The 24861-nt window shown below is 65.6% G+C and carries 24 protein-coding genes; 17 read left to right on the forward strand and 7 right to left on the reverse strand.

Annotation, left to right across the window (positions count from 1 at the left end):
• Positions 1–21 precede the first annotated feature (21 nt).
• Both ACQP0C_RS11915 and ACQP0C_RS11920 read right to left on the reverse strand, forming a co-directional pair.
• On the reverse strand, positions 22–567 hold the full coding sequence (locus ACQP0C_RS11915; protein ID WP_433732985.1) for a M23 family metallopeptidase: 546 nt from the start codon (positions 565–567) through the stop codon (positions 22–24).
• A gap of 7 nt (positions 568–574) precedes the next feature.
• Positions 575–1069, reverse strand: coding sequence for a hypothetical protein (locus ACQP0C_RS11920; protein WP_433732986.1), 495 nt, complete (start codon positions 1067–1069; stop codon positions 575–577).
• Positions 1070–2060: 991 nt separating this feature from the next.
• Here ACQP0C_RS11920 and rpsB point away from each other — a divergent pair.
• The 5 genes from rpsB (at position 2061) to ACQP0C_RS11945 (ending at position 6592) form a co-directional block, all read left to right on the forward strand.
• Positions 2061–2897, forward strand: coding sequence for a 30S ribosomal protein S2 (rpsB, locus tag ACQP0C_RS11925; RefSeq protein WP_433683707.1), 837 nt, complete (start codon positions 2061–2063; stop codon positions 2895–2897).
• A 149-nt stretch (positions 2898–3046) separates the two neighbouring features.
• Positions 3047–3871, forward strand: a complete 825-nt coding sequence (tsf, locus tag ACQP0C_RS11930) for a translation elongation factor Ts (RefSeq protein ID WP_420773242.1) — start codon at positions 3047–3049, stop codon at positions 3869–3871.
• Between the two features lie 254 nt (positions 3872–4125).
• The gene (gene pyrH / locus ACQP0C_RS11935) at positions 4126–4854 is read left to right on the forward strand and encodes a UMP kinase (RefSeq protein ID WP_433683709.1); all 729 of its coding nucleotides are present in this window, start codon (positions 4126–4128) and stop codon (positions 4852–4854) included.
• A 49-nt stretch (positions 4855–4903) separates the two neighbouring features.
• A complete protein-coding gene (gene frr / locus ACQP0C_RS11940; protein ID WP_040693344.1) occupies positions 4904–5461 on the forward strand; it encodes a ribosome recycling factor in 558 nt (185 codons plus the stop codon).
• Between the two features lie 48 nt (positions 5462–5509).
• Positions 5510–6592, forward strand: coding sequence for a phosphatidate cytidylyltransferase (locus ACQP0C_RS11945; protein ID WP_433732987.1), 1083 nt, complete (start codon positions 5510–5512; stop codon positions 6590–6592).
• A 45-nt stretch (positions 6593–6637) separates the two neighbouring features.
• Here ACQP0C_RS11945 and ACQP0C_RS11950 read toward each other — a convergent pair whose 3' ends face one another.
• Complete coding sequence (locus ACQP0C_RS11950; protein ID WP_433732988.1) at positions 6638–7003, reverse strand: LapA family protein; 366 nt, start codon at positions 7001–7003, stop codon at positions 6638–6640.
• Positions 7004–7195: 192 nt separating this feature from the next.
• Between ACQP0C_RS11950 and rlmN the strand changes: the two genes are divergently transcribed.
• The 3 genes from rlmN (at position 7196) to ACQP0C_RS11965 (ending at position 9702) form a co-directional block, all read left to right on the forward strand.
• Positions 7196–8305 carry a 23S rRNA (adenine(2503)-C(2))-methyltransferase RlmN gene (rlmN, locus tag ACQP0C_RS11955; RefSeq protein WP_433732989.1) on the forward strand — a complete coding sequence of 370 codons (1110 nt, stop codon included), beginning with the start codon at positions 7196–7198 and terminating at the stop codon, positions 8303–8305.
• 547 nt (positions 8306–8852) lie between these two features.
• Entirely contained in the window at positions 8853–9401 is a 549-nt protein-coding gene (locus tag ACQP0C_RS11960; RefSeq protein ID WP_433732990.1) for an RNA polymerase sigma factor, read from the forward strand.
• The gene (locus tag ACQP0C_RS11965) at positions 9382–9702 is read left to right on the forward strand and encodes a hypothetical protein (RefSeq protein ID WP_433732991.1); all 321 of its coding nucleotides are present in this window, start codon (positions 9382–9384) and stop codon (positions 9700–9702) included. The genes ACQP0C_RS11960 and ACQP0C_RS11965 overlap by 20 nt, the downstream gene beginning before the upstream one ends.
• Before the next feature lie 307 nt (positions 9703–10009).
• Here the strand turns inward: ACQP0C_RS11965 and ACQP0C_RS11970 are convergent, their stop codons facing one another.
• Complete coding sequence (locus ACQP0C_RS11970; protein WP_433732992.1) at positions 10010–10423, reverse strand: DUF5997 family protein; 414 nt, start codon at positions 10421–10423, stop codon at positions 10010–10012.
• A gap of 65 nt (positions 10424–10488) precedes the next feature.
• Between ACQP0C_RS11970 and ACQP0C_RS11975 the strand changes: the two genes are divergently transcribed.
• Positions 10489–11433 (forward strand): LysR family transcriptional regulator, encoded by a 945-nt coding sequence (locus ACQP0C_RS11975; RefSeq protein WP_433732993.1) that lies wholly within the window; start codon positions 10489–10491, stop codon positions 11431–11433.
• A gap of 41 nt (positions 11434–11474) precedes the next feature.
• Here ACQP0C_RS11975 and ACQP0C_RS11980 read toward each other — a convergent pair whose 3' ends face one another.
• Complete coding sequence (locus tag ACQP0C_RS11980) at positions 11475–11741, reverse strand: DUF2631 domain-containing protein (protein ID WP_433732994.1); 267 nt, start codon at positions 11739–11741, stop codon at positions 11475–11477.
• Positions 11742–11897: 156 nt separating this feature from the next.
• On the opposite strand from ACQP0C_RS11980, the gene dxr reads away from it, so the two are divergent.
• From dxr to ACQP0C_RS12010, 6 genes are all read left to right on the forward strand, one after another.
• On the forward strand, positions 11898–13037 hold the full coding sequence (gene dxr, locus ACQP0C_RS11985) for a 1-deoxy-D-xylulose-5-phosphate reductoisomerase (protein WP_433732995.1): 1140 nt from the start codon (positions 11898–11900) through the stop codon (positions 13035–13037).
• A gap of 216 nt (positions 13038–13253) precedes the next feature.
• Positions 13254–14453: a M50 family metallopeptidase gene (locus ACQP0C_RS11990; RefSeq protein WP_433732996.1), complete on the forward strand. Its 1200-nt coding sequence runs from the start codon at positions 13254–13256 to the stop codon at positions 14451–14453.
• A 47-nt stretch (positions 14454–14500) separates the two neighbouring features.
• Complete coding sequence (locus ACQP0C_RS11995; RefSeq protein WP_433683723.1) at positions 14501–15244, forward strand: AAA family ATPase; 744 nt, start codon at positions 14501–14503, stop codon at positions 15242–15244.
• Positions 15245–16280: 1036 nt separating this feature from the next.
• A complete protein-coding gene (ispG, locus tag ACQP0C_RS12000) occupies positions 16281–17441 on the forward strand; it encodes a flavodoxin-dependent (E)-4-hydroxy-3-methylbut-2-enyl-diphosphate synthase (RefSeq protein ID WP_433732997.1) in 1161 nt (386 codons plus the stop codon).
• Positions 17442–17566: 125 nt separating this feature from the next.
• Complete coding sequence (locus ACQP0C_RS12005) at positions 17567–18430, forward strand: GNAT family N-acetyltransferase (RefSeq protein WP_433732998.1); 864 nt, start codon at positions 17567–17569, stop codon at positions 18428–18430.
• A gap of 66 nt (positions 18431–18496) precedes the next feature.
• On the forward strand, positions 18497–20284 hold the full coding sequence (locus ACQP0C_RS12010) for a penicillin-binding transpeptidase domain-containing protein (RefSeq protein ID WP_433732999.1): 1788 nt from the start codon (positions 18497–18499) through the stop codon (positions 20282–20284).
• On the opposite strand, the gene ACQP0C_RS12015 is transcribed toward ACQP0C_RS12010, so the two are convergent.
• Positions 20278–21438, reverse strand: coding sequence for a BTAD domain-containing putative transcriptional regulator (locus ACQP0C_RS12015; RefSeq protein WP_433733000.1), 1161 nt, complete (start codon positions 21436–21438; stop codon positions 20278–20280). The genes ACQP0C_RS12010 and ACQP0C_RS12015 overlap by 7 nt on opposite strands.
• 240 nt (positions 21439–21678) lie before the next feature.
• Here ACQP0C_RS12015 and ACQP0C_RS12020 point away from each other — a divergent pair, with 240 nt between their 5' ends.
• Positions 21679–22794: a hypothetical protein gene (locus ACQP0C_RS12020; protein ID WP_433733001.1), complete on the forward strand. Its 1116-nt coding sequence runs from the start codon at positions 21679–21681 to the stop codon at positions 22792–22794.
• A gap of 66 nt (positions 22795–22860) precedes the next feature.
• Here the strand turns inward: ACQP0C_RS12020 and ACQP0C_RS12025 are convergent, their stop codons facing one another.
• Entirely contained in the window at positions 22861–23370 is a 510-nt protein-coding gene (locus tag ACQP0C_RS12025) for a peroxynitrite isomerase (RefSeq protein WP_433733002.1), read from the reverse strand.
• Positions 23371–23476: 106 nt separating this feature from the next.
• Here ACQP0C_RS12025 and ACQP0C_RS12030 point away from each other — a divergent pair, with 106 nt between their 5' ends.
• Positions 23477–24847: a TIGR03118 family protein gene (locus tag ACQP0C_RS12030; RefSeq protein WP_433733003.1), complete on the forward strand. Its 1371-nt coding sequence runs from the start codon at positions 23477–23479 to the stop codon at positions 24845–24847.
• The last annotated feature ends 14 nt before the right edge of the window (positions 24848–24861 follow it).

A 24861-nucleotide genomic window follows, 5' to 3' on the forward strand; every position in this document is an offset into this window, starting at 1 on the left:
AGCTGCCTGCACTGCCGTCCACTAGGTCACCGGTTTCAATCGCAGCGCAGTCGGGTGCAGCAGGCCGAGCGGATCGATGTACTCGTGTCTGCTGTGGGCACCCGCTTCCCGGCGTGCACCCCAGTGCAGGCACGCGGCCGCCCCGCAACCCTCGTGACCCGCTTCCAAGGTGCCGATCCGCATCCCGCGACGGACCCGCAGCCCCACCGCAACCTCCGCTCTGACCGGCTCATATGTGGTCCGAAGCCCACCGGGATGGTCGATCGATACCGCCGGTTTGCCCGCGACCGTCCCCGCGAACACCACGATCCCGTTTCCGGCGGCGAGCACCGCCTGCCCGGGCATACCCGCCAGATCGACCCCGCGATGTCCGGGCAGCCAGTCCTGCGCCGGTTTGTCGAACCGTCGCTCGACCGTGGGCCGCGGCTGCAAGGGCCAGCTGAACTCTCCCTGCGGAGCAGCTGAAACCGCCTGCTCCGCAACGAATCCCAGTAGAGCGATGACTGCGACGACAATCGAAACCAGTCGCCGCCCCAGCGACCATCGGACCCTGTTGACGGTGTTCATTGGGAGATCAGCGAGGCAGCGGGAGCGGAACTCGGTGCTCCAGATCCAACAGCCGCGACAGCAGATCATCGACCACCCGAGGCAAGGAACTCGCCGATCCGGCGCCCTGTCCACGGACCGTATCGGTCGGGAGCGAAGCCGTATCTGCCTCGAGAACCAGCGTCGGCGCACTGTCCGCCCGGAGCACGTTGGCTGCAAGGTCCATCGGCAGTGCGTGGGGCGCGACATTCACGTCGAGCACGTCTGGTGTGACGTTCACCTGGAGCATGTCGGATGCCAGGTCGACGTGGAGTGCATCGGGCCCGAGGTCCACAGATGCCAGATTGGGCGCAATGTCGATGTGGAGTACGTCGGAAGCGACGTTCACGTGGGGCGAATCGGGTGCAACGTCCACATGGGGTGCGTAGGGTGCGCGATCCTCTCGGAGTGCATCAGGCGCGGGGGACACGTGGAGTGCGTCTGGTGTGACGTGCACGTCGGGTGCGTCGAGCGCAGCGTCCACATGGGGTGCGCGATCCTCTCGGAGTGCATCAGGCGCGGGGGACACGTGGAGTGCGTCTGGTGTGACGTGCACGTCGGGTGCGTCGAGCGCAGCGTCCACATGGGGTGCGCGATCCTCTCGGAGTGCATCAGGCGCGGGGGACACGTGGAGTGCGTCTGGTGTGACGTGCACGTCGGGTGCGTCGAGCGCAGCGTCCACATGGGGTGCGCGATCCTCTCGGAGTGCATCAGGCACGCAGGACACATGGAGCGCGTCTGGTGTGACGTGCACGCCGGGTACGTCGAGCGCAACGTCCCCACGGAGTGCACCAGGCGCGCCATTCACACGCAACGTGTGGGGCCTGACATTTACGACAAGCGGTCCCAACCGGAGCGGATCCGGCACATGCGCCAGCCCACCACCCGGACACGGGGTGTAACAGGCCGAACCCGTGCACTCCCCGAACACGACTTCCGATGCGTAAGGCCGAATACCGTCAGGCGGAGCGATTGCCCGGGACCCCCATGGCACGGCCACGGTAGCCGCGCCATCCGGCTGTGCGGCCGAAACCGGCTGTGCCACAAGCAGCGACAACAGGAACAGTGGCGGCAGGATCATGGTTATCGAGATAGCTATGCGATTCATGCCTCCAGCCTCGGCGGCGGGCGGGCCCCCGCAGTAGCCCCGATCCGGCGAGTGTGGACAACTTCCTAGCTTGTGGACAGCGCTCGTTTACGTCCGCGACATGGCGATTTAGGAACTGACCCGCCGAGACCGTAGACTGGTCGGGCGGTCTGTGCCTGCACGGATCGACTTCGCGCGCCACCCCGTGCTTGTTCGTAACGGCGCTGTTCGAACGGAGCTCGACTCCGTAATCGGCAGTGCGCATGCGGAGCAGGGAATCATCGGCTGGTCCTGATCCTCGTGATCGGGTCCGATGGTTCGGAGGCGCCAGGGCGGTGGATCACCGATTCGCCGCGTCAACCGGCAACGAAAGAGAGATACGAGAGCCATGGCTGTCGTAACCATGAAGCAGCTGCTCGACAGCGGCGCACACTTCGGACACCAGACCCGGCGCTGGAACCCGAAGATGAAGCGGTTCATCTTCACCGACCGCAACGGCATCTACATCATCGACCTGCAGCAGACGCTGACCTACATCGACAAGGCCTACGAGTTCGTCAAGGAGACCGTCGCCCACGGTGGCACCGTCCTCTTCGTCGGCACCAAGAAGCAGGCCCAGGAGTCGATCGCGGCCGAGGCGACTCGCGTCGGAATGCCGTATGTCAACCAGCGCTGGCTGGGTGGCATGCTCACCAACTTCTCCACCGTGCACAAGCGTCTGCAGCGCCTCAAGGAGCTCGAGGCGATGGAGCAGACCGGTGGCTTCGAGGGTCGCACCAAGAAGGAAATCCTCATGCTCACGCGTGAGATGAACAAGCTCGAGCGCACCCTCGGCGGTATCCGCGACATGGCCAAGGTGCCCTCGGCCATCTGGGTCGTCGACACCAACAAGGAGCACATCGCCGTCGGCGAGGCGCGCAAGCTGAACATTCCGGTCATCGCGATCCTGGACACCAACTGCGATCCCGACCTGGTCGACTACCCGATCCCGGGTAACGACGACGCGATCCGTTCCGCCGCACTGCTGACCAAGGTCGTCGCCTCCGCGGTGGCCGAGGGCGTGCAGGCGCGGGCCGGTCTTTCCTCCGGTGACGAGAAGCCGGAAGCCGGTGCGGGCGAGCCGCTCGCCGAGTGGGAGCAGGAGCTGCTCGCGCAGGCCGCCCCCGCCGCGGCCGAGTCCGAGGCGGCCGACGCCGAGGCTCCCGCCACCCCGGCCGACGCCTGATCGTCGCAGTGTCCGATGGCGGCGGGCTACCTGGTCACCCAGGCTCCCACCGCCGCGGAGCGTTTGTTCACCTTGCCGACCTCTCCTGGTAGGAGCGGTCGGCAAGGTGGTGTTACCACCCGAAACAACACACAGGAGGATCGCCACCCATGGCGACTTACACCGCCGCTGATGTGAAGCGGCTGCGGGAGCTCACCGGCTCCGGGATGATGGACTGCAAGAACGCGCTGGTCGAGACCGACGGCGATTTCGACAAGGCCGTCGAGGTGCTGCGCATCAAGGGCGCCAAGGACGTCGGCAAGCGTGCCGAGCGCGCGACCGCCGAGGGCTTGGTCGTCGCCAAGGACGGCGTACTGATCGAGATCAACTCCGAGACCGACTTCGTCGCCAAGAACGACGAGTTCCAGGGCCTCGCCGACAAGATCGTGACCGCCGCCGCGGCTGCCAAGCCCGCCGACCTGGACACGCTGAAGGCGCTGAAGCTCGACGGCCAGACCGTCGAGGAGGCGCTGCAGGCGCTGGCCGCCAAGATCGGCGAGAAGCTCGAGCTGCGCCGCGTCGTCGCCTTCGACGGCCCGGTCGCCGTCTACCTGCACAAGCGTGCCACCGACCTGCCGCCCGCCGTCGGCGTGCTGGTCGAGTACCAGGGCGAGGGTGACGCCGCCGCCGAGGCTGCGCGTGCCGTCGGCATGCAGGTCGCCGCGCTCAAGGCCAAGTACCTGACCCGCGACGAGGTCCCGGCCGATGTCGTGGAGAACGAGCGCCGCATCGCCGAGCAGACCGCCAAGGAAGAGGGCAAGCCCGAGGCCGCACTGCCCAAGATCACCGAGGGCCGCGTCAACGGCTTCTTCAAGGACGTCGTCCTGCTGGAGCAGGCGTCGGTCACCGACTCGAAGAAGACCGTCAAGGCCCTGCTGGACGAGGCCGGTGTCACCGTGACCCGCTTCGCCCGCTTCGAGGTCGGCCAGGCCTGATAACGTCCGCGAACCCCTCGTACCCGGATACGGTGTACGAGGGGTTTCGGCTGTTCGGATGCCGCACGTTCATCCGTAATTCCCGAGCCTGACCGGGCGAGTTCGTTGCGTCCGAGGGGGTCTTCTACCTACTCCGAAACCGAGTAGGGCAGGATAAGGGCGCTCTGTATGTGAGGGTCTTGGTATCCGAGAACCTCCGCGTTGCCATCCGGCCCTGCCGAGACCGAATCCACCGCAGAAGGAGACGAACACCCATGACGGACCCCGGGACAGACCGCCCAGGATATCGCCGGGTGCTTCTCAAACTGGGCGGCGAGATGTTCGGCGGTGGCAAGGTCGGGCTCGATCCCGACGTGGTGCAGACGGTCGCCGAGCAGATCGCCGAGGTGGTATCCAGCGGTGTTCAGGTGGCCGTGGTGATCGGCGGCGGCAACTTCTTCCGCGGCGCCGAACTCGAGGAGCGCGGTATGGAACGGGCCCGCTCGGACTATATGGGCATGCTCGGCACGGTGATGAACAGCCTTGCGCTGCAAGACTTTCTGCAGCAGCAGGGCATCGACACCCGGGTGCAGACCGCGATCACCATGGGGCAGGTGGCCGAGCCGTATCTGCCGCTGCGCGCCAAGCGGCATCTGGAGAAGGGCCGGGTGGTCATCTTCGGCGCGGGCATGGGCATGCCCTACTTCTCCACCGACACCACCGCCGCCCAGCGCGCGCTGGAGATCGGCGCCGATGTGGTGCTGATGGCGAAGGCAGTCGACGGGGTGTTCACCGCGGATCCCCGGGTCGACGCGAGCGCCACCATGTACACCGAAATTACGCATAAAGAGGTCATCGAGCGTGACTTGAAGGTCGCCGACGCGACGGCCTTCAGCCTGTGTATGGATAACCAGATGCCCATCCTGGTGTTCAATTTGTTGACGAAGGGCAATATCGCCCGTGCGGTCGCCGGTGAGAAGATCGGCACATTGGTTCGGTCCTGACCCCGCGCCCGCGGATCATGACGATGACGACGCTGTGGAGGAAACGGTCGTGATTGAAGAAGCGCTCTTCGACGCCGAGGAGAAGATGGAGAAGGCCGTCTCGGTGGCGAAGGACGACCTCGGGTCCATCCGTACCGGTCGCGCGAATCCGGGAATGTTCCAACGGATCGTCATCGACTACTACGGTTCGCCGACCCCGATTACCCAGGTCTCGAGCATTACCGTGCCGGAACCGCGGATGGTGGTGATCAAGCCGTACGAGCAGTCGACCCTCGGCGCGATCGAAACCGCGATCCGCAATTCCGATCTCGGTGTCAACCCCACCAACAACGGTGACATCATTCGGATCTCGGTCCCGCAGCTCACCGAGGAGCGGCGCCGCGAACTGGCGAAGCAGGCCAAGGGTAAGGGCGAGGACGCCAAGGTCTCGATTCGCAATGTCCGGCGCAAGGCCATGGACGAACTGTCGCGCATCCAGAAGGATGGCGAGGCGGGTGAGGACGAGGTCGGGCGCGCCGAAAAGGAACTCGACAAGACCACCGCCAAATATGTGGGCCAGGTCGATGAACTGGTCAAGCACAAGGAAGCCGAACTGCTCGAGGTCTGAGGCCAGATCCGAGGACCCGCTCGGGCGGGGGACGAACGGAACGACGAGTTGAGCGACGGGACAATCGTGGCCGAGAACGCCGCCGCGACCGGTGCGGCCGAGGAGCCGAGGCCGGTCAACGGCACAGCTGATGCGATGGAAGGACGCGCGGTCGATGCCGCGATTCCGGACGCCGCACATTCTGAACCGGCGCTCGGTGCACCCGCGAACTCCGGGTATGTGCGTGCTGAATCCGCGACGCCCGAATCATCGATCGATGAATCGGGGAGCGCTCCAGCCCCGCACGAGAACTCCGCGGAACCTTCGCCTCCCGCCTCGCGTGCCGGTCGCAATCTGCCCGCCGCGCTGGCCGTCGGTTTCGGCCTCGGTCTGTCGCTCATCGCAATTCTGCTGTTCGTGCCGAAGGTGTTCATCGCAGTCGCGGCCACCGGGGTCGGCGTGGCCACCTGGGAGGTCGCCAAGCGGCTGCGGGAGGCGGATGTCCTGGTACCGCGGATTCCGCTCATCGTGGGCGGTCAGGCGGTGTTCTGGCTCGGCTGGCCGTGGGGTGCCAACGGCGTGGCGGGCGCATTCGCGACGACCACGCTGATCTGCATGGTGTGGCGGCTGTTCGATCACGGACTGCAGACCGCGCCGCGAAATTTCCTGCGTGACACCGCGATCGCCATTTTCGCGCTGGCCTGGATCCCGCTGCTGGCATCGTTCGCGACCCTGCTGCTACTGGAACCCGACGGTAATCTGCGGGTGCTGACCTTCATGATTCTGGTGGTCTGCTCCGATGTCGGCGGTTACGTCGCCGGTGTGCTGTTCGGGCGGCATCCGATGGTGCCCGCGATCAGCCCGAAGAAGTCCTGGGAGGGCTTCTGCGGTTCGCTGGTGTTCAGCGTTATCGGCGGTCTGCTGACGGTCACCCTGCTGCTGGAGGCCAATTCGATGATCGGCGTGGTGCTCGGCGTCGGTCTGGTGCTGGTGGCCACCGTCGGCGATCTGATCGAATCGCAGGTCAAGCGGGAGTTGGGCATCAAGGATATGGGCACGCTGCTGCCCGGACACGGCGGCATCATGGACCGTCTCGATTCGATGCTGCCCTCGGCATTCGTGTCCTGGTTGGTGCTGTCCACGTTGATTTGAGTGAGCCGATTCGGCCCACTGCAACTGTCGATTGCGGCGCCGGTGCTAGCGCTTCACGGCTCGGCGGAGTTGGACGATGCGCACGCCGCCCACCAGAGCCATGACCAGTGCGCCCGCGATCACTGACAGCAGGACCATGATTCCGACCGGCAGGGAGAAGTCCCAGAAGAACAGATCCACGCGCTGCTCTTCCAGGTTCTGCAGAATGAAGATCAGCACCACGATCCCGATCAGCGCCGCGACGATCAGACCGACCCAGGTTTGGCCGGTCCGGGACCTCGCTACCGTCTTGCGGCGGGTCGGCTCGACGGTCGTGCTCCCGGTCGGCTCGACGGTCTCGGGTCCGGTCGGCGACGGGGGTGCGACATCCTCTGTACGCTCCGGCTCCGGCGACTCGGGGTGGCTGGTCATAGTCCGATCATTGCCGATCGCTATGGTCGGTGCAGGCGTTTCAGTGCCGGTTATCGGCATGTTGTGACATCGGGTCATGGCCGCTCTCGAGTGCTGGTGCCGGTCGACCGAACGTGACCTTCGTCGCGTCCGGCGTCGTGATGCTCACCTTCGGTCGGAAGCCGGCGTGCGGGATGGGACACTGGAGGGACTATGACCGTCTCCCTGCCCCTCGTCTTCGATGCTCCGCGCCGTGGTATGCCGCCGCGGCATCTCGCCGACCTCGATGCCGAAGGGCGTAAGGCCGTGGTCGAGGAGCTCGGTTTGCCGAAGTTCCGCGCCGACCAGATCGCGCGTCAGTACTACGGACGCCTGCAGGCCGATCCGGAACAGATGACCGACCTGCCCGCCGCGGTGCGCGACAAGATCGGCGAGTCGCTGTTCCCACCACTGATGTCGGTGGTCAAACACGTCGCCTGTGACGGCGGCGAGACGCGAAAGACCCTGTGGCGCGCGGGCGATGGCACCCTGCTGGAGAGCGTGCTGATGCGCTATCCGGACCGCGCCACCCTCTGCATTTCCAGCCAGGCCGGCTGCGGTATGGCCTGCCCGTTCTGCGCCACCGGTCAGGGCGGCCTCAATCGCAACCTGTCCACCGCCGAGATCGTCGACCAGGTCCGCGCCGCGGCCGCCGCCATGCGTGACGGTGAGGTCGCCGGCGGTCCCGGCCGCCTGTCCAACATCGTTTTCATGGGCATGGGCGAGCCGCTGGCCAACTACAAGCGGGTGGTCGCCGCCGTCCGGCGCATCACCTCGCCCGCCCCCGACGGTTTCGGCATCTCCCAGCGCAATGTGGTCGTCTCGACGGTCGGCCTGGCCCCGGCCATCCGCAAACTGGCCGATGAAGACCTCTCGGTCACCCTGGCGGTGTCGCTGCATACGCCCGACGACGAATTGCGCGACACCCTGGTTCCGGTGAACAACCGCTGGCCGGTCGCCGAGGTGCTCGACGCGGCCCGCTACTACGCCGATAGGTCCGGCCGCCGGGTCTCGATCGAGTACGCCCTGATCCGCGATATCAACGATCAGCCGTGGCGTGCCGACATGCTCGGGCAGAAACTGCACAAGGCCCTCGGCTCGCGCGTACACGTCAACGTGATCCCGCTGAACCCGACCCCGGGCAGCAAGTGGGATGCCAGCCCGAAACCTGTTGAGGCCGAATTCGTCCGGCGCGTCAACGCCCAAGGTGTCCCGTGCACCGTGCGCGACACCCGCGGTCAGGAGATCGCCGCTGCATGCGGGCAGCTGGCCGCCGAAGGCTAGGCACGACAGCGACGAGACCTTCGATCTGGTTCGAGCAGGAGGCCGATCTGGTCGCCCAGCTGGATCATCCGAACATCGTCACTGTTTTCGATCGGGTAGCGAGAACGAACAGGCGTGGATCTCCATGCAGTGTGTCGACGGGGTCGACGCGTCATCGGTGGATGCGGCGACCTTGCCGCTGGGACGTGCGGTGCAGATCATTGCGGAGACGGCCAAGGCGTTGGATTGCGGGCCACGGCAAGGGGGGCTCCATCGTGATGGGAAGCCGGCGAACATTCTCCTGGCCCGGGCCACGGGACAAGAGCGCGTGCTGCTCACCGATTTCGGCCGCGGTGCTTGCGCGATCAGGTCCCCGACGCTGCTGTCTGCTCAAACGCCGTTCGCCCGCGGTGAATCCTTTTCGCCGGTTCGCATCTCTCATACTTGTGTCGGCAACACGGTCGGCACGAGATCGGGAGGTTTGTTGTGATCATTGCCGCGATTGTTGTCGGGCTGCTGCTGATTTGTGCGTGCAGCGTCACCGTGCTGCGTCGGTGGAGTCGGTCCCGTGGCTGAGGTGTGCTGGCCCGACGAACGTCTCGTCGCCGCGGCGCGGGAGGGCGATATCGAATCGATCACCACGCTGGTGTCCGGATCGCATCCGCATGTGCGGCGGTTCGCCTATTCGCTGTGCGCGTCGCCGGAGGATGCCGAGGATGCCGCGCAGGAGGCGTTGATCATTCTCTATCGCAAGATCGGGACATTGCGGGCGTCGGGGGCATTGGCGTCGTGGATGTTTCGGATCGTGCGCAACGAATGTCTACGCCAACTGCGGTTGCGCGTGCGCCAGGCGGAACCGATTCCGGATTCGGCCATCGCGTCGGCGGAAGAGGAGGCGATCAATCGCTGGGAGGCCGAGCGGGTCGCCGCGGCGATCGCGGCGCTGCCCGGGGATCAGCGGCGAGTGCTGATCATGCGAGATGTGCAGGGATATAGCGGTCGAATGGTCGCGGATCTGCTCGGACTGAGTTCCGCGGCGATGAAGTCGCGGTTGCACCGGGCACGTTCGGCGGTGCAGCAGAGTTTGGAGGTCGGTAATGCGGACAGCATCGCGTAGCGATTCGATCAGGGGGACCGGTCGGGCGACGAGCGGGCGCGATGAGTTCGCCAGTGCGTCGGTGACGCGCCACTTGGCCCGTGGCGCAATCGGATTCGGTGCTGTGATCGGTTCGCTCGCATTGCTACCGGCACTCGGCCCCGTGAGCCTGGTGCTCCTTCCGGTCGGCCTGGTCGCATTGCGCGGCTGCCCGACCTGCTGGGCGATCGGACTGCTCCAGACCGTCTCGCGGGGCCGGTTGCAGCGCTCGTGTACCGACGGGACCTGTCAACTGGTCACCACGAAACCCAGTGCGAGATAGACACTTCTCCCCGCCCTCGAGCACACGGATGTCTATCCGTGTGACTACTACACCCCTTATCGGGCTTCGCACCCACATGGGCGCCACAAGGGGCGAAGCCCGGTGAACGATGTAGCCCCGCTGGGCGCACGAATCGAATCACTATCTGCCGCTTGCGATTCGCATCCCGATCCGGGGCCGCCTCTCGTGCGTGGTGGGCGCGGGATTGCTTCGGGTGCTTGTGAATCCGCACGCCCGTCAGGATCCGTATCTCCGCTGGGGGTGCCCGAGGGGTGCCGATCAGCGGCCGATACGGATCCGGCGGTGGTCAGCCGCGGTTCTTGGCCGGGCGGTTGGAGGCGGCGCGTCGTTCGGCCTGCTGGGTTTTGATGCGCTCGTTTTCCTTCAGCACCGCCGCGTAGTTTTCGCGTTCGCGGATCAGCCACTCGGGCGGGTCGGCGAGGAGAGCGGCGATTTCCTCGGCGTTCATCGCGTCGGAGACCTCGGCACGGGCCAGGCCGGTATTGGATACGCCGAGTTTGCGGGCCACGATATCGCGAGGGAAGGGGCCGATTTTGCGGAGTTCGGTCAGCCAGGCCGGCGGATTGGTGCGCAGTTCTTCGAGTTCGGCGCGGGAGATCGGGGAATTGCGGAATTCCTCGGGCGTCGCCGGAAGGTAGATGCCGAGCTTGTTCGCCGCGGTGAGCGGCTTCATGGTCTGCGGTTTCTTATCCGGGCTCACCGGTACAGCCTAATGGGCGCGGCCGGATGCAAGTCCCCGGCCCCGAGGGCAATACCCTCATACGAATGAACCCCGAGTCCATCGACGTGACCCGCCTGCGCTGGTTTGTCGCGGTCGCCGAGGAACTGCATTTCGCGCGCGCGGCGAAATCGCTGCACATTTCCCGGCAGCGGTTGAGCCATACCGTGATCGATTTGGAGCAGGAACTCGGGACCAAACTCTTTGTGCCCGGGGCACAGCCGACTCAGCTGACCGAGGCCGGACAGCAATTGCTGCGCGAAGCCAAGGACATCATCGCCCGAGCCCAAGAGCCCGAGCCGGTCGCCCAGCAGGAGGTTGCACTGCGGGTCGGCTTCGTGCCGGGTGTCACGGTCTCCAAGTGGACACGGATCTGGGGTGAGCGGTTTCCCGATACCGCGCTCGAGGTCGTTGCGATCCCGATGGCCGAGCAACTCGCGGCGCTGCGCGAGGGTCGGGTCGACGCCTGTTTCGTCCGCCTGCCGATCGATCGCGCTGGCCTGAGTGCGATTCCGCTGTATCGCGAGCTGCCCGTCGTCGTGCTGCCCAAGGATCACACGCTGTCACTGTTCGAGCAGGTGGGCATGGGTGATCTGGAGGGCGAACGGATCCAGGACACCAGCGATATCGATACCGTCGCGGGCCCCATGGAATTGGTGGCGGCCGGTGTCGGCGTCGCCATCGTCCCGCATTCCATCGCCCGCCTGCACGCCCGCCGCGACCTCGTCTATCGCACGATGATGGGGGTCCCGGATACCGAGATCGCGCTGGTCTGGCCGAGCGCGCAGACCACCGACCTGATCGAAGAGTTCGTCGGCATCGTGCGCGGCCGGTCCGAGCGCAGCTCGCGCGCCGCGGCGCAGCGCAAGAAGACCGAGCCGCCGAAGAAGTCCGGCGCCGAACGCTCGGCGGGCGCGCGCGGCGGTGCCGCCAAGGGCTTCGTCAAGAACCCTGGTGCCAAGAAAAAGCCCGCCAAGCGACGAGGGCGTTAGGCGGGCGAATCCCCAACCGGGTCAACACCTTTCGGCGTGGACTACCGAGGCTTGCGGCGCAGGATCGAGTCGCGGATCATGACGGCCGCGATCAGGACGGCGAAGCCGACCAGGAATATGTCCTCGATATGGCCCTTGTGGTTGCCGATCGTCATGGCCAGCAGGATGACGCAGACGATCCAGCCCGCGACGCGGAAGGTGCGGCGCGATTCCCCGCTCCAGCCCCATGCGGCGGACGGAACCTCGGCGGTGTCCACGTGGGTGACGATTGCACGGTCACTAGTGGGTTCGAGTTCCGTGGCGGCCACGATCGCTCCTTAGCTCGGTATGGGTTGTTGCTGCCGATATCGTGGCATACGACCGCTCGTCGTAGCCAGCAGGGCTGGGTTTGATCGGTGGTGCTAGGTGGTTGCGCAGGCTACCGCCTTCGGGCGCGTCGCTGGCCTCGCTGCCACAATGGGGCCGTGTCCGACATTGTGAGAGTCCTTCTGCTCGGCAGCACCGGTTCGATCGGTACCCAGGCGCTCGAGGTTATTGCCGCCAATCCCGATAAATTCGAGGTGGTCGGCCTGGCCGCGCGCGGCGGCAATACCGAGCTGCTCGCGGCGCAGATGGCCGCCACCGGGACCAGCAATGTCGCGGTCGCCGATCCGGCTGCGGGAGCGCGACTCGACCTGGCACTGAGCGGCCCCGGCGCGGTCACCGAACTGGTGCGCCGCACCGAGGCGGATGTCGTACTCAACGCATTGGTCGGTTCGCTGGGCCTGGAGCCGACCCTGGCCACCCTGCAAGCGGGCACCCGGCTGGCACTGGCGAATAAGGAATCCCTGGTCGCGGGCGGCTCCCTGGTGACACGCGCCGCCGCACCCGGCCAGATCGTGCCGGTCGATTCCGAACATTCCGCGCTCGCCCAGTGCCTGCGCGGCGGCCGGGCCGAGGAGGTGGATCGGCTGGTGCTGACCGCGTCGGGTGGCCCGTTCCGCGGCTGGACCACCGAAATGCTGGAATCGGTGAATCCGGCCGAGGCGAAGGCGCATCCGACCTGGTCGATGGGGCTGATGAATACCCTGAATTCGGCATCGCTGGTGAACAAGGGCCTCGAACTGATCGAGACCCACCTGCTGTTCGGCGTGCCCTACGACCGCATCGACGTCACCGTGCACCCGCAGTCGATCGTGCACTCCATGGTCACCTTCACCGACGGCTCCACCCTGGCCCAGGCCAGTCCGCCCGATATGAAGCTGCCGATCGCACTGGCACTCGGCTGGCCCGATCGAGTACCGGGGGCGGCCACGGCCTGCGATTTCAGCACCGCGTCGACCTGGGAATTCGAGCCGGTCGACAATGCGGTTTTCCCGGCCGTCGATCTGGCCAGGCAGGCCGGAACCGCGGGCGGCAGTGTCACCGCGGTCTACAACGCGGCCAATGAGATTGCGGTACAAGCCTTTCTGGACGGCCACATCCGCTTCCCGGATATCGTGCGCACCGTCGCACGCGCCGTCGAGGCGGCCGATCAGTGGCGCGCCGAACCCGAGACACTGCGAGACGTGCTGGCGGCCGACACCTGGGCGCGCGAGTACGCTCGCGCGCTCGTCGATCGGTGATCGGCCGTGGGCACCGAACGACCTTTGATGTGATCGGACGCGCCGTCGGATGCTGGCCTGGCAGACTTGGCAGCGAGTGGTGCTCGGTGTCCGGTTACTGTGGTCGGGGTGCTCGCGGCGCGGGAACGGATGCGCGTCCGCGGGTAGTCGCGGCCGCTGCGGGCGGCCGCACTTCATTTGAGGCGAGCTGCGCAACGCAGGAGGGCTGTACAGCAAATGGTGTTCGCGTTGGGGTTCGTACTGTTCGCCCTCGGCATCACGATTTCGATCGCGCTGCACGAATGCGGGCATATGTGGGCCGCCCAGGCCACCGGCATGAAGGTGCGGCGGTACTTCATCGGCTTCGGTCCGAAGGTGTTCTCGTTCCGGCGCGGTGAAACCGAATACGGCCTCAAGGCCCTCCCGCTCGGCGGCTTCTGCGATATCGCGGGCATGACCGCGCTGGACGAACTCGCGCCCGAGGATCTCGACCGCGCCATGTACCGGCAGGCCACCTGGAAGCGGTTGGTGGTGATGTTCGGCGGGATCGCGATGAATTTCCTGCTCGGCTTCATTCTGCTGGTCGTACTCGCCGTCGGCTGGGGGCTGCCGCGCTTGGACCAGCCGCCCGCCACCACTATTGGCGCGATGAGCTGCGTGCCGCCGCAGAATCCGGATCAGTCGATGGTGCATTGTGACGGCACCGGGCCTGCGCAGCAGGCCGGACTGCAGCGCGGTGACGTGGTCAAGGCGGTCAACGGCGTGAAGGTGGACACCTGGCAGCAGTTCACCGCCGAAACGCAGAAACAGACCGGCACGTTCACCTACATCATCGAACGCAACGGCCAGACCAAGACGATCGAGGTCACCCCGCAGCGCGTCACCCGCTACGCGCAGAAGAACGGACCGGGCAAGGAGGTCAGCGCGGTCGGCGTCGGCTCCGAGTACTACGAGCCGCTGCAGTACAACGCGTTGGCCGCGATCCCGGCGGCCGGTGCGTATACCGGGCAGGTATTCACTCGTACCTTCGTATCGCTGGCGCAGATGCCGCAGAAGGTTTCGGCGCTGTGGACCGCGGTGACCGGCGGCGAGCGTGATCCGGAGACGCCGGTCAGTGTGTACGGCGCCAGCAAGATCGGCGGCGAGACCGCGGAGCGCGGCCTGTGGAACGTCTTCATTTTGGTGCTGGCCAGCCTGAATTTCTTCCTCGGCGCGTTCAACCTGCTGCCGCTATTGCCGCTGGACGGTGGGCATATCGCGGTGGTGCTGTACGAGAAGGTGCGTAACACGATTCGCGGTTGGAAGGGGCTGGCGCCGGGCGCGCCGGTCGACTATCTGAAACTGTTGCCCGTCACCTATGTCGCGGTGGTGATAGGTGGCGCCTACATGCTGTTGACGATCGCCGCGGATATCATCAACCCGATCCGACTGTTCTAGGGTCGCGCGGCGACCTCATTGCGCTCACGCCATGGTTAGCATGAGCTGTGCGGAGAGAAGCTGGAGCGAGTCAGTATATCCATGAGGTACGGCTGGAGCCGGATACTCGCTCAGATGAATATCCGTTCTGCCTGCCCGTGGTGACGCACCTCGATCGAGCTAGTGGACTGACATTGGCACCGGGCGTGACCTTCCTGGTGGGCGAGAACGGTAGTGGGAAGTCGACCCTGATCGAAGCCATAGCGGTCGCCGCCGGGATGAATCCGGAAGGTGGCAGCCAGAACTACCGTTTCGCTACTCGTTCGACCGAGTCTTCGCTGGGCGAGCATCTTGTTCTGAGGTGGGGCATAAATAAACCGCGCAGCCGGTTCTTTCTTCGCGCCGAGTCGTTTTACAACGTTGCTACCGCAACCGAAATGCTCGGTCCGGATCAGTTGGCGGTCTTCGGCGGGATGTCGTTGCACGAACGTTCTCACGGCGAGTCGTTCGTGGATCTGGTGCGGCATCGTTTCTACCCAGATGGACTGTATCTGCTGGACGAACCTGAGGCGGCATTGTCACCCCGCGGCTGCATGGCGGTGCTGGCTCGACTGTCGGAACTGGTCGCTCAGCGGTGTCAAATCGTCGTGGCGACCCATTCGCCCATATTGCTGGCGTTGCCTGGAGCGACGATTTACGAGATCGCTGATGACGGTGAGATCGAGACGGTTGCCTACGACGACGCCCTACCGGTCCGACTGACAAGGGATTTTCTCGCTCAACCGGACCGATACCTCCGACATCTGCTCTAGCGAGGCCCGGATGTCAGCCGGGAGTCGCATGACGGCTCGCCGATTGGGCAAATTGGTCGAACCCTCGGAACGTCTCTGCCTGTCATCGACCGGATCTACCCGAGGCTCGATGAGGCGACGTACCGCTTGACAGAACCCGTTGGCGCAGGCCAAGATTCGCGTTAGCCCTATTGGGGCAGGGGAGTTCATTTGGGAGGGATTCATGATCCGTCAGATCGCCGCCGTTGTCGTCGCGTGCGGCTTGGTTTGCGCCGTAGGTGCTCAATCTGCAGGTGCGACGGCCATCGCTCGAGAACTTCTCGACAGTTCAGGGGGGACGTATTCGGTAGCGGACCCTCATGCGATTGACGACAACTGGGAAGACACCGTAATCCGCCTGTTCAATTCTGCTCAAGAATGTGAGAACGTAAGGGCAAGTGGTGCCTACGGCCCGTATGTGAGGTGCGTCCCCTTGGCGAATGGGGTGACCGCGCTCGTCGGTAATCCGCAGCCGACTACCTGAATATCAAGGAAGCTTTCAGTGGACTGGCCAGGCCGAATTATCAGCAGATAGACACTGGCCGTTTGGCCATCGGTGTGTTCGATATCCTGCCGCTGGCGCTCCTAACAGTTGGTCGGCGGCCAAATCGCGCTCCTCGTGTCGTATGGGATCTCGATCCCCGTACGGAGATCAGACATCAGGGGCCTATATCGAGCTGATCGACCATGAGGCCGTCGACTGCTGGCCTCGCTGTACTGGGTCGATATGGTACCGTCGTAGATCGACCGGTGGGCCGAAGGACTGTGCCCCAGCGGCGTGTCAGGTGGTGGCCTCGAGCGTGACCCATCTCTGGTAGCCGACATCGTGATCCGATCCAGCTGTTTCGTTGACGCGATAAATCGCGGTAGCCTGTCGCGGGCCCCGGATCAGTGGCAATTCTGGACATTGAGCTGTTATGGCCCATGTCATGGCCGTCACAGGTGGACGCAACCCGCCTACGGCTAAGCTCGGTAGGCGAACGGCCCGATCAGAACGCACGAAAGTAGGCAGCCGAAAGTGACCAGCACAATCGGATTGGGGATGCCGACCGCACCAGCGGCCGTTCTCGCGCCTCGACGCAAGACCCGCCAGTTGATGGTCGGCAATGTCGGCGTCGGTAGCGATCACCCGATTTCGGTGCAGTCGATGACCACCACCAAGACCCACGATGTCAACGCGACGCTGCAGCAGATCGCCGAGCTGACGGCCTCGGGCTGCGATATCGTGCGCGTTGCCTGCCCGCGCCAGGAGGACGCCGACGCACTGGCGATCATCGCGCGCAAGAGCCAGATCCCGGTCATCGCGGATATCCATTTTCAGCCGCGCTATATCTTCGCCGCGATCGACGCGGGCTGCGCCGCGGTGCGGGTGAACCCCGGCAATATCAAGGAATTCGACGGCCGCGTCGGCGAGGTGGCCAAGGCCGCTGGTGCTGCGGGCATCCCGATTCGCATCGGCGTGAACGCCGGTTCGCTGGACAAGCGGATGCTGGAGAAGTACGGCAAGGCGACCCCCGAGGCGCTGGTCGAATCGGCGCTGTGGGAGGCGAGCCTGTTCGAGGAGCACGGCTTCGGCGATATCAAGATCTCGGTCAAGCACAACGACCCGGTGGTCATGGTCGAGGCCTACCGCCAGCTGGCGGCCCAGTCCGATTACCCGCTGCACCTGGGTGTGACCGAGGCCGGTCCGGCGTTCCAGGGCACGATCAAATCCGCCGTCGCATTCGGTGCGCTGCTGTCGGAGGGCATAGGAGACACGATTCGGGTGTCGCTGTCCGCGCCGCCGGCCGAGGAGGTCAAGGTCGGCGGGCAGATCCTGCAGTCGCTGAACCTGCGGCCGCGCAAGCTCGAGATCGTGTCCTGTCCGTCCTGCGGCCGGGCCCAGGTCGATGTGTACACCCTGGCCAATGAGGTATCCGCGGGCCTGGAGGGCATGGAGGTTCCGCTGCGGGTGGCCGTCATGGGCTGTGTGGTGAACGGACCGGGCGAGGCGCGCGAGGCCGACCTCGGTGTCGCATCGGGCAATGGCAAGGGCCAGATCTTCGTCAAGGGTCAGGTCATCAAGACCGTGCCGGAGGCACAGATCGTGGAGACCCTGATCGAAGAGGCGATGCGCATCGCCGAGGAGATGGGCGAGCAAGAGGGTGCAGGCGAACCTGTCGTCACGGTGTCCAGCTAGCCGCGCCTGCGGCGGGCCGCGAGCGGTCGCTCGTAAGACTGGCTCGTGGTTCGCTTTTGCGGATCGACGTACCACTTCTAGAGATCGACGTACCACTTCGAGTTGATTCATGGCAGGCTGTCGATGTGCGGAGTCTGCTGGAGCCGGCGCGACGGGCCAAGGATGCCCCCGCGCGTCAGCTCGCAAACCGGGATCTGGCGCAGGTGCTTCGAGTCCTCGATAGCGATCCGGTCGCCTCGTGCATGGTGGCGGCACGGTTGCAGGAATTCGGGTTGGATGCCGGCGCTGGATACGGCGAGCTGTGGAGCCGGGGCGGACCGTCGGAATCGCTGTGCTTCTCCGGTGCGAATCTGGTGCCGTTGCGCGGGAATGAGGATGCGCTGCGCGCGTTCGCGACGCGGGCGGTCCGCTGGCCACGGGTGTGCTCGTCGGTGGTCGGACGCCAGGAGTTGACGCTGCCGCTGTGGGAGATGTTGTCCGCGCATTGGGGTCCGGCACGGGAACTGCGCGGTGCGCAGCCGCTGCTCGCCCTCGGACAACCCGCATTGGCCACCGCCGATGCGCAGGTCCGCCGGGTCCGGCGGGACGAATTGGAACGCTATCTCAATGCGGCGATCGCCATGTTCATCGAGGAGGTCGGCGTCGACCCGCGCGCGGGCGATGGCGGCCGTGGCTACCGTCGCCGGATTCAGAGCTTGATCGAATCCGGCCGCGCCTGGGCACGTTTCGAGGACGGCGAAGTGGTGTACAAGGCCGAGGTCGGATCGCTGTCGCGGCGCACCGGGCAGATTCAGGGCGTGTGGGTGCATCCCGAACGTCGCGGCGCCGGACTCGGCACTCGCGGTACGGCCGCCGTCGCCAATGCGGTGGTGGCCTCGGGCCGCACCGCCAGCCTGTATGTGAACGACTACAACAAGATCGCCCGCCGGGCCTATAGCCGCGTCGGATTCCGGCAGATCGCCACCTTCGCCACCGTTCTGCTCGACTGAATACGGCGTGTCGAACATCGGTGTGCCACAGCCGTTTGCCCGCGATTGGCTATACGATCGGTGCCGATGTCGAGACGTATGTTTCTCACGCTGGCCGTCGTGGCGCTCGTGGCGGCGGGAACCGGTTGTTCGGCCAGCCCACAGGGACCGGTGCCCGCGGCCGACGCCTTTCTGGCCGCCTTCGCGAACCATGATGTCGTCGCGGCCGCCGAGCTGACCAGTCAGCCCGAGAAGGCAACCGCCGCACTGCGTTCCGCATGGGACGAATTACAAGCCGAGCAACTGAGCGCGCACAGCGGCGCGGCCAGGGTCACCGGCGACACCGCGACCGTCGACTACACCTACCAATGGCGGCTGCCCAAGGACCGGATCTGGAAATACACGGGCCAGTTACAGATGGGCCGCAGCGACGGCCGCTGGATGGTGCGCTGGACCTCCTCCGATATCCATCCCAAACTCGGCGACACCCAGACCATGGCACTGCGCGCCAACCCGGCCCCGCGCGCCAGAGTGAACGAGCAGTCCGGCAGCGATGTGCTGGTGCCGGGCAAGGTATCCCGGGTCGCGTTCACCGTGGCCTCCGCACCGGATCCGGGGTACACCGCGACCGCATTGGCGGCGGCGCTGCATCGCTTCGACGAGCGGCTCACCCCCGAGGCGATCCTCAGCGCGGCGTACGGCGCCAAGGGCGCCTACACCGTCGCGCTCTTGAGCGAGAACGAATTCGGCCAGGTCAGTGCCGATCTCATCGGTCTGCCCGGGGTAACGATGACCCAGCAGTGGGATCTGGTCCCCACCGACCGCGATTTCGCGCCCGATCTGCTCGCACAGGTGCGCAAAACGGTGATCGCCGAGGTGGACGGCAAGGCGGGCTGGAGCGTTGTCACCATGAATGCCAATGGCGCCGACACCGATGTGCTCACCGAAGTGCCCTCGCAACCCGCACCGTCGTTTTCGCTCAGCATCGACCGCAATGTGCAGAACTCCGCGCAGCGCGCCGTCGGGGCTCGCGAGGAGCAGACGATGATGGTGGTGCTGCGGCCATCGACCGGCGCGATTCTCGCTGTCGCGCAGAACAGGGCGGCCGATCGCGACGGTCCGGTGGCGACCATCGGCCAGTATCCGCCGGGCTCGGTATTCAAGACGGTGACCGCGGCGGCCGCGATGTCGGCCGGAAAGGCGACGCCGGAAACGGTTCTGCCGTGCCCGAGCCGAATTGTCATCGGGGAGCGGACAATTCCGAACTACAACCTCTTCCAGCTCGGTGATGTGCCGATGGCGATCGCCTACGAGCGGTCCTGCAATACCGCGTTCGCGAAGCTGGCCAGTGAACTGACGGGCGACGCCCTGCACGATACTGCTGCGAAATTCGGTGTGGGACAGGGATATACGGTCCCCGGCCTGCCGACCGTATCGGGTTCGGTGCCATCGGCCGAGGATGTGATCCAGCGCACCGAGGACGGCATCGGACAGGGCAAGGTGGTGGTGAGTGCGTTCGGGATGGCGGTGCTCGCCGCAACCGTCGCGCACGGTTGCGCACCGGTGCCGTATCTGATCGCCGGACGCACCACTGAGATCAAGGGGGATCGGCCGGCCATCGGAGCGGAGGTGGTCGACGGTTTGCGCATGATGATGCGCAAAGTGGTCACCGGGGGTACCGCTGAACGCATTGCCGACCAGGGCGAGGTGTACGGGAAGACCGGAGAGGCCGAGGTCGACGGTGGATCGCATTCCTGGTTCGTCGGCTATCGCGGGGATCTCGCCTTCGCGACCTTGCTCGTCAAGGGCGGCAGTTCGGATCACGCCGTCGCGGTGACGCGTGACATGCTCGCCGCCCTGCCCACGGGTTACTGACCACGTCGGTGCGTGGTGCGGTTGCCGTTCTCCGGCTGGTCCGGCATTTCGTAACGCAGTGTGGTGGAACCGATTCGGATGACATCGCCGTGCGCGAGCACGGTATCGGCACCGATCGGGACGCCATTGACGTATACGCCGTTGGCCGAATCCCGATCCCGGATGAAGATCCGGTTCTCGCGCGGCACGATGCGCGCGTGTTTGCGGCTGACCCTGGCGTCGTCGAGCACGACGTCGTTATCCCATTCGCGGCCGATCCGCAGCCCGGTCGCCGGAATGGCGATCGCCTCACCGTCACCGACCCGCAGCCACGCCTGGTGCAGCACATCGGGTAGATCCCGCTTGGTCGCACCCGGCGAGGAGGTGACCGCCGGCAGCACCTGCTGGCTGCGGATCGCCTCCTCGAGCGCGAGCGTTCGCGGATCCGGATCGATGCCCTGCTGGTCGGCGAGGTTGCGACGGATGCGCAGACAGGCGGCCAGCGCGTCGGCCTGTCGGCCCGCGCGGTACAGCGCGGAGATCAGCAGTCGCCAGAGCCGCTCGTTCACCGCGTGTTCGGTGGTCAGCGCGGTCAGTTCGCCGAGGACAGCACCCTCGCGACCGCATGCGATATCCGCGTCCAGGCGGTCGGCGTTGGCATTCAATCGGCGTTCGTCCACATCGGTGGCGAAATTGTCGAAGAAGCGTAGGCCGCGCAGCCCGGCGACGGCCTCACCGCTCCATTCCGCGAGTGCGGCGGCGAAGCATTCGGCCGCGGTTTCCAGATCACCGGTGGTGAAGGCCAGTGAGCCCTGGGTCCGCGACCGCTCGAAGCGGCCGACATCGCACTGGTCATCGGTGATATCGAGAAGATATCCGGCGTCTACGGTGCGCAGGATGGCCCGGTCGTCGACCCCGGCCGAACGCAGAATGGTGCGCAGATTCGAGACATAGGCGTAGAGGCCGTCGAGCGCGCGATTGGGCTTCTCGTCATCCCAAATACTGTTCGCCAGTGTGGTTTTCGCGACGGCATTGCGGCGGTTGATGACGAGCATGGCGAGCAGGGCGCGGAGTTTGGCACCGGGTAGTGGTATCGCCTGATCGTCGACCAGCAGGCGCACCGGTCCGAGCACTCGAAGATCGAGCGCCGGTCGATTCGAGCGCGCAGAGCCCACTTGATTCCCCTCCGAGCGCATTCTGCTTCCGGACCGCCTCTGCCCACGGCTGATTCGCCGACGGAAGCCTCACGCGATGAATTCAGCATACGTACCGAAGCAATCCCTTTGTCCGCGTCGACCCGCTTCGACTACGCCCTCGGCGAAACAGGTAGTCGCCGTGCGGAATTCGGTTCGATACTGTGAGGCGTCCACCGCGGCGGTGGACGTCATTGGCGATCTTGCTGGAGTGTTGACCGGATGGACGATGTACTGCTGACCCCGCCGGATGCGGCCGAAGTCGCGTTGATCGCGAGCGGTGTGGTGGCCGCGGCGGGCGGTGAAGACGGACTGGCCCCGCTGCAGGAATTGCTGATCCCGGCGCTGTTCCTGTCGATGACCGGTCATCGTGTCGATCTGGACACGCTGCGGCCCATCGACGCCCAGACCTTCGCGGTCGGGTTGGCCCGGCGCAATCGGATCTTCCGCGAGCGGGTCGTGCAGACCATGTTGCTGTCGGCGCTGGTGGTGCGGCCGCTACCGCCCTTGGTCGCGACCAAACTGCGCGAATTCGCCGATGCGCTCGAGGTCGACGACGACATGATCGCGGTGGCGCACAAGTACGCCGAGGGCGCGATCGAACTGGCCGCGGTCGACTTCGATCGCAACGGTTACCTCGGCGGGCTGGATCCGAGCCGGATCACCGCGCTGCACACCGAAAGCCTGGATTCGTCCTGGGGGCAGGTCAGCGACGATCCGGCCTTGGCGGCGCGCTGGGCCACCCTGCGCGAGCTGCCGGTCGGCACGCTCGGGCGCGGCGTATCGGATTTCTATGCCGACCGCGGCTTCGTCACCCCGGGTTTGCCGGGTTCGGCGCCGCCGCTGCTGGCCCAGCACGATTGGGTGCATGTGCTCGCGGGATACGGCACCACCCTGGAGAACGAGATCGAGGTGTTCGCGTTCATGGCGCGCGCCAATGACGATCCGCGCGCGTTCAGCCTGCTGGCCATGGTGATTTCGCTGTTCGAAACCGGCTATCTGCATGCGGGTGCGGGGTTGTTCGAGGCCAACGAGGGGCATCTGAGCACCGCGGGCATGGCGACCCGCCTCGGCGATGCCATGCGTCGTGGCGCGCTGACCCACGGCAGTCACGACTTTCTGGACCTGGACTGGTTCGCACTGGCCGACCGTCCGATCGCGGTGGTACGCAATGAGATCGGTTTGGCGCCGAAGGCGGCCGAGGCCATTGCGGCGGGTTCGGTCGGTGCCTGGGAAGCGGGCGGTATCACGCCGTACCAGCTCCATTCGGCCGAGGCCGCCGCGAAGGCCGACGGGCGGATCTACATTCCCTGGCGCCCCGACACAACGCGCGACTGACCTGGCACACCGGTTTGCCCCACGGTCACCGCACACATGTGAGGTGACCAACCCGGATGTGCGGGGTCAGACGCGGTGGAGAGTTGCGGCGAGGTGGTGGGTGAGTGGTTCGCCGACCGCGGCCATGCGCAGCGTGTATTCGATGGTGTCACTGGTCAATACGATCGAACGGCCGAGGGCGGTCACCACTTTCGCGGTGCTGCTGCGGCCGATGCTGGTCGATTCGAACTCCATCTGCAGCGCACCGTCGGCGATGGTGAGGCTGCCCTCACAGATCTCGGTGATGCCGGTCGGGTGCGCCAGGATCAGCTCGACGTGATCCGGGCGCGGGCAGCGCAGATAGCCGGTTTCGGCGTGCATGGGGCGGCTGCCGTCGGCGGCGCGGGTGCGCTGGCGGTAGGTGAGGAACGGTCGGCCGAGATGGCCGAATTTGATTTCCTCGACATAGTCGAAGGATTCGATGGTCGGGTATTCACCGTGCCCTGGACCGCGCCAGGTGCCGAGTAGCGCGGCGAGCGGAGCGATATCGGGATGGGGTGCGACGGAAGGCTGGGGGGCGACCACGGGCGACAGCATAAACCTGTCGATTCCCGGGTGCTCCCATACTGTCTAAATTCCGCCAAGCTAAGGTTAGCATCGCCTAATCGCCATATGAGGGTAGCGAAGGCCGGAAAGGACGAAGATGTTGAACGGACGCTGGAGTGAATCGCGCCGGAACGGTGCGTGGCGGTCCCGGACCCGCAATGGTCTGCTGCGCGTAGCGGTGCTGGGTGCGGCCCTGGTCGTCGCCGCGGCATGCTCGGATTCGAAGTCGCCGAGCGATGATGTGCCCGCCCTGGACGGCAATCACTACGCGCAGACCAACCTCGCCGCCAACAAGGCCGAATACAAGGCGCAGTACACCTTCCCCGACATGGTGAATGCCTGGGGTCTGGCCGATCGCCCCAAGGGTGCGGGCGGGCACTTCTGGGTCGGCGCGGGCGGCAAGTCCTTCCAGTTCGTCGGCGATGTCAGCGCGTCGGCGGATCCCAAAGTGCAGAAGCTGTTCCAGGATCCGCTGAAGATCGTCACGATTCCGGGCGCGGACGCCGATACCTCGGATAAGAGCATCGGCAAGACCACCGGCGTCGTCTTCAACGGCGCGCCGATCACCTCGGACCTGTTCGTCGTGCGTGATCAGCCGGTGGACGCGGATGGCGGCCCGCTGCTGCTGACCGGTTCGTCGCGCTTCATCTTCGCCACCGACTCCGGCAAGATCTCGGCGTGGACCGAACTCGGCCCGGAGGGCGCGATCATCCGCCACGACGGTCCCGCGAATCTGGTCTTCGACGGCGAATCGCAGGGCATGGCGTTCTTCGGCATCGCGCTGACGCCGTCCGCCGATAAGCTGCTCGCCGCCGACTTCGGCGAGAACCCGCAGATCCGCACGTTCGACAAGGACTGGCAGCTGATTCCGACCGTCGGCTTCGCCAACCCGTTCGCCACCGGCGACCAGATCGATGCGGCCGCACCGGAAAAGGGTAAGAAGGCCAAGCCCGGCGATCCGGCCCCGTTCAATGTGACCACCATCGGCAACCGCGTCTTCGTCGCCTACGCCGACACCAAGCCCGATGAGCAGGACGCGACGAAGTTCGACAAGGCCGAAGAGGATTCCCTCGACAAGGACCAGGAGAAGGACGCCAACGGTAAGCCAGCCAAGGGCAAGCTCGCCGAGTTCGACGCCAACGGCAAGCTCGTCCGCATCCTCGACGACGGCGGTCGTCTCAACGCGCCGTGGGGTGTCGCGGTGGCTCCAGCGAACTTCGGTCCGCTCAGCGGCAAGCTGCTCGTCGGCAATTTCGGCGGCCTCGGCCATGTGCTCGCCTACGACGACGCCACCGGCAAGTTCGTCGACTACCTGCGCGATGAGAAGAGTAAGCCGGTCGAGATCCCTGGTCTGTGGGCCCTGATGTTCGGCAATGGCGAGAGCCTCGGCGACGCCGACTCGCTGTACTTCACTGCCGGACCGGAGGACGAGAAGGAAGGTCTGTTCGGCAAGCTTCGGTTGAAGTAACGCTGCCCCCGAAG

The sequence above is a fragment of the Nocardia sp. CA-129566 genome (genome assembly GCF_050956075.1).
Taxonomy (GTDB): Bacteria; Actinomycetota; Actinomycetes; order Mycobacteriales; family Mycobacteriaceae; genus Nocardia.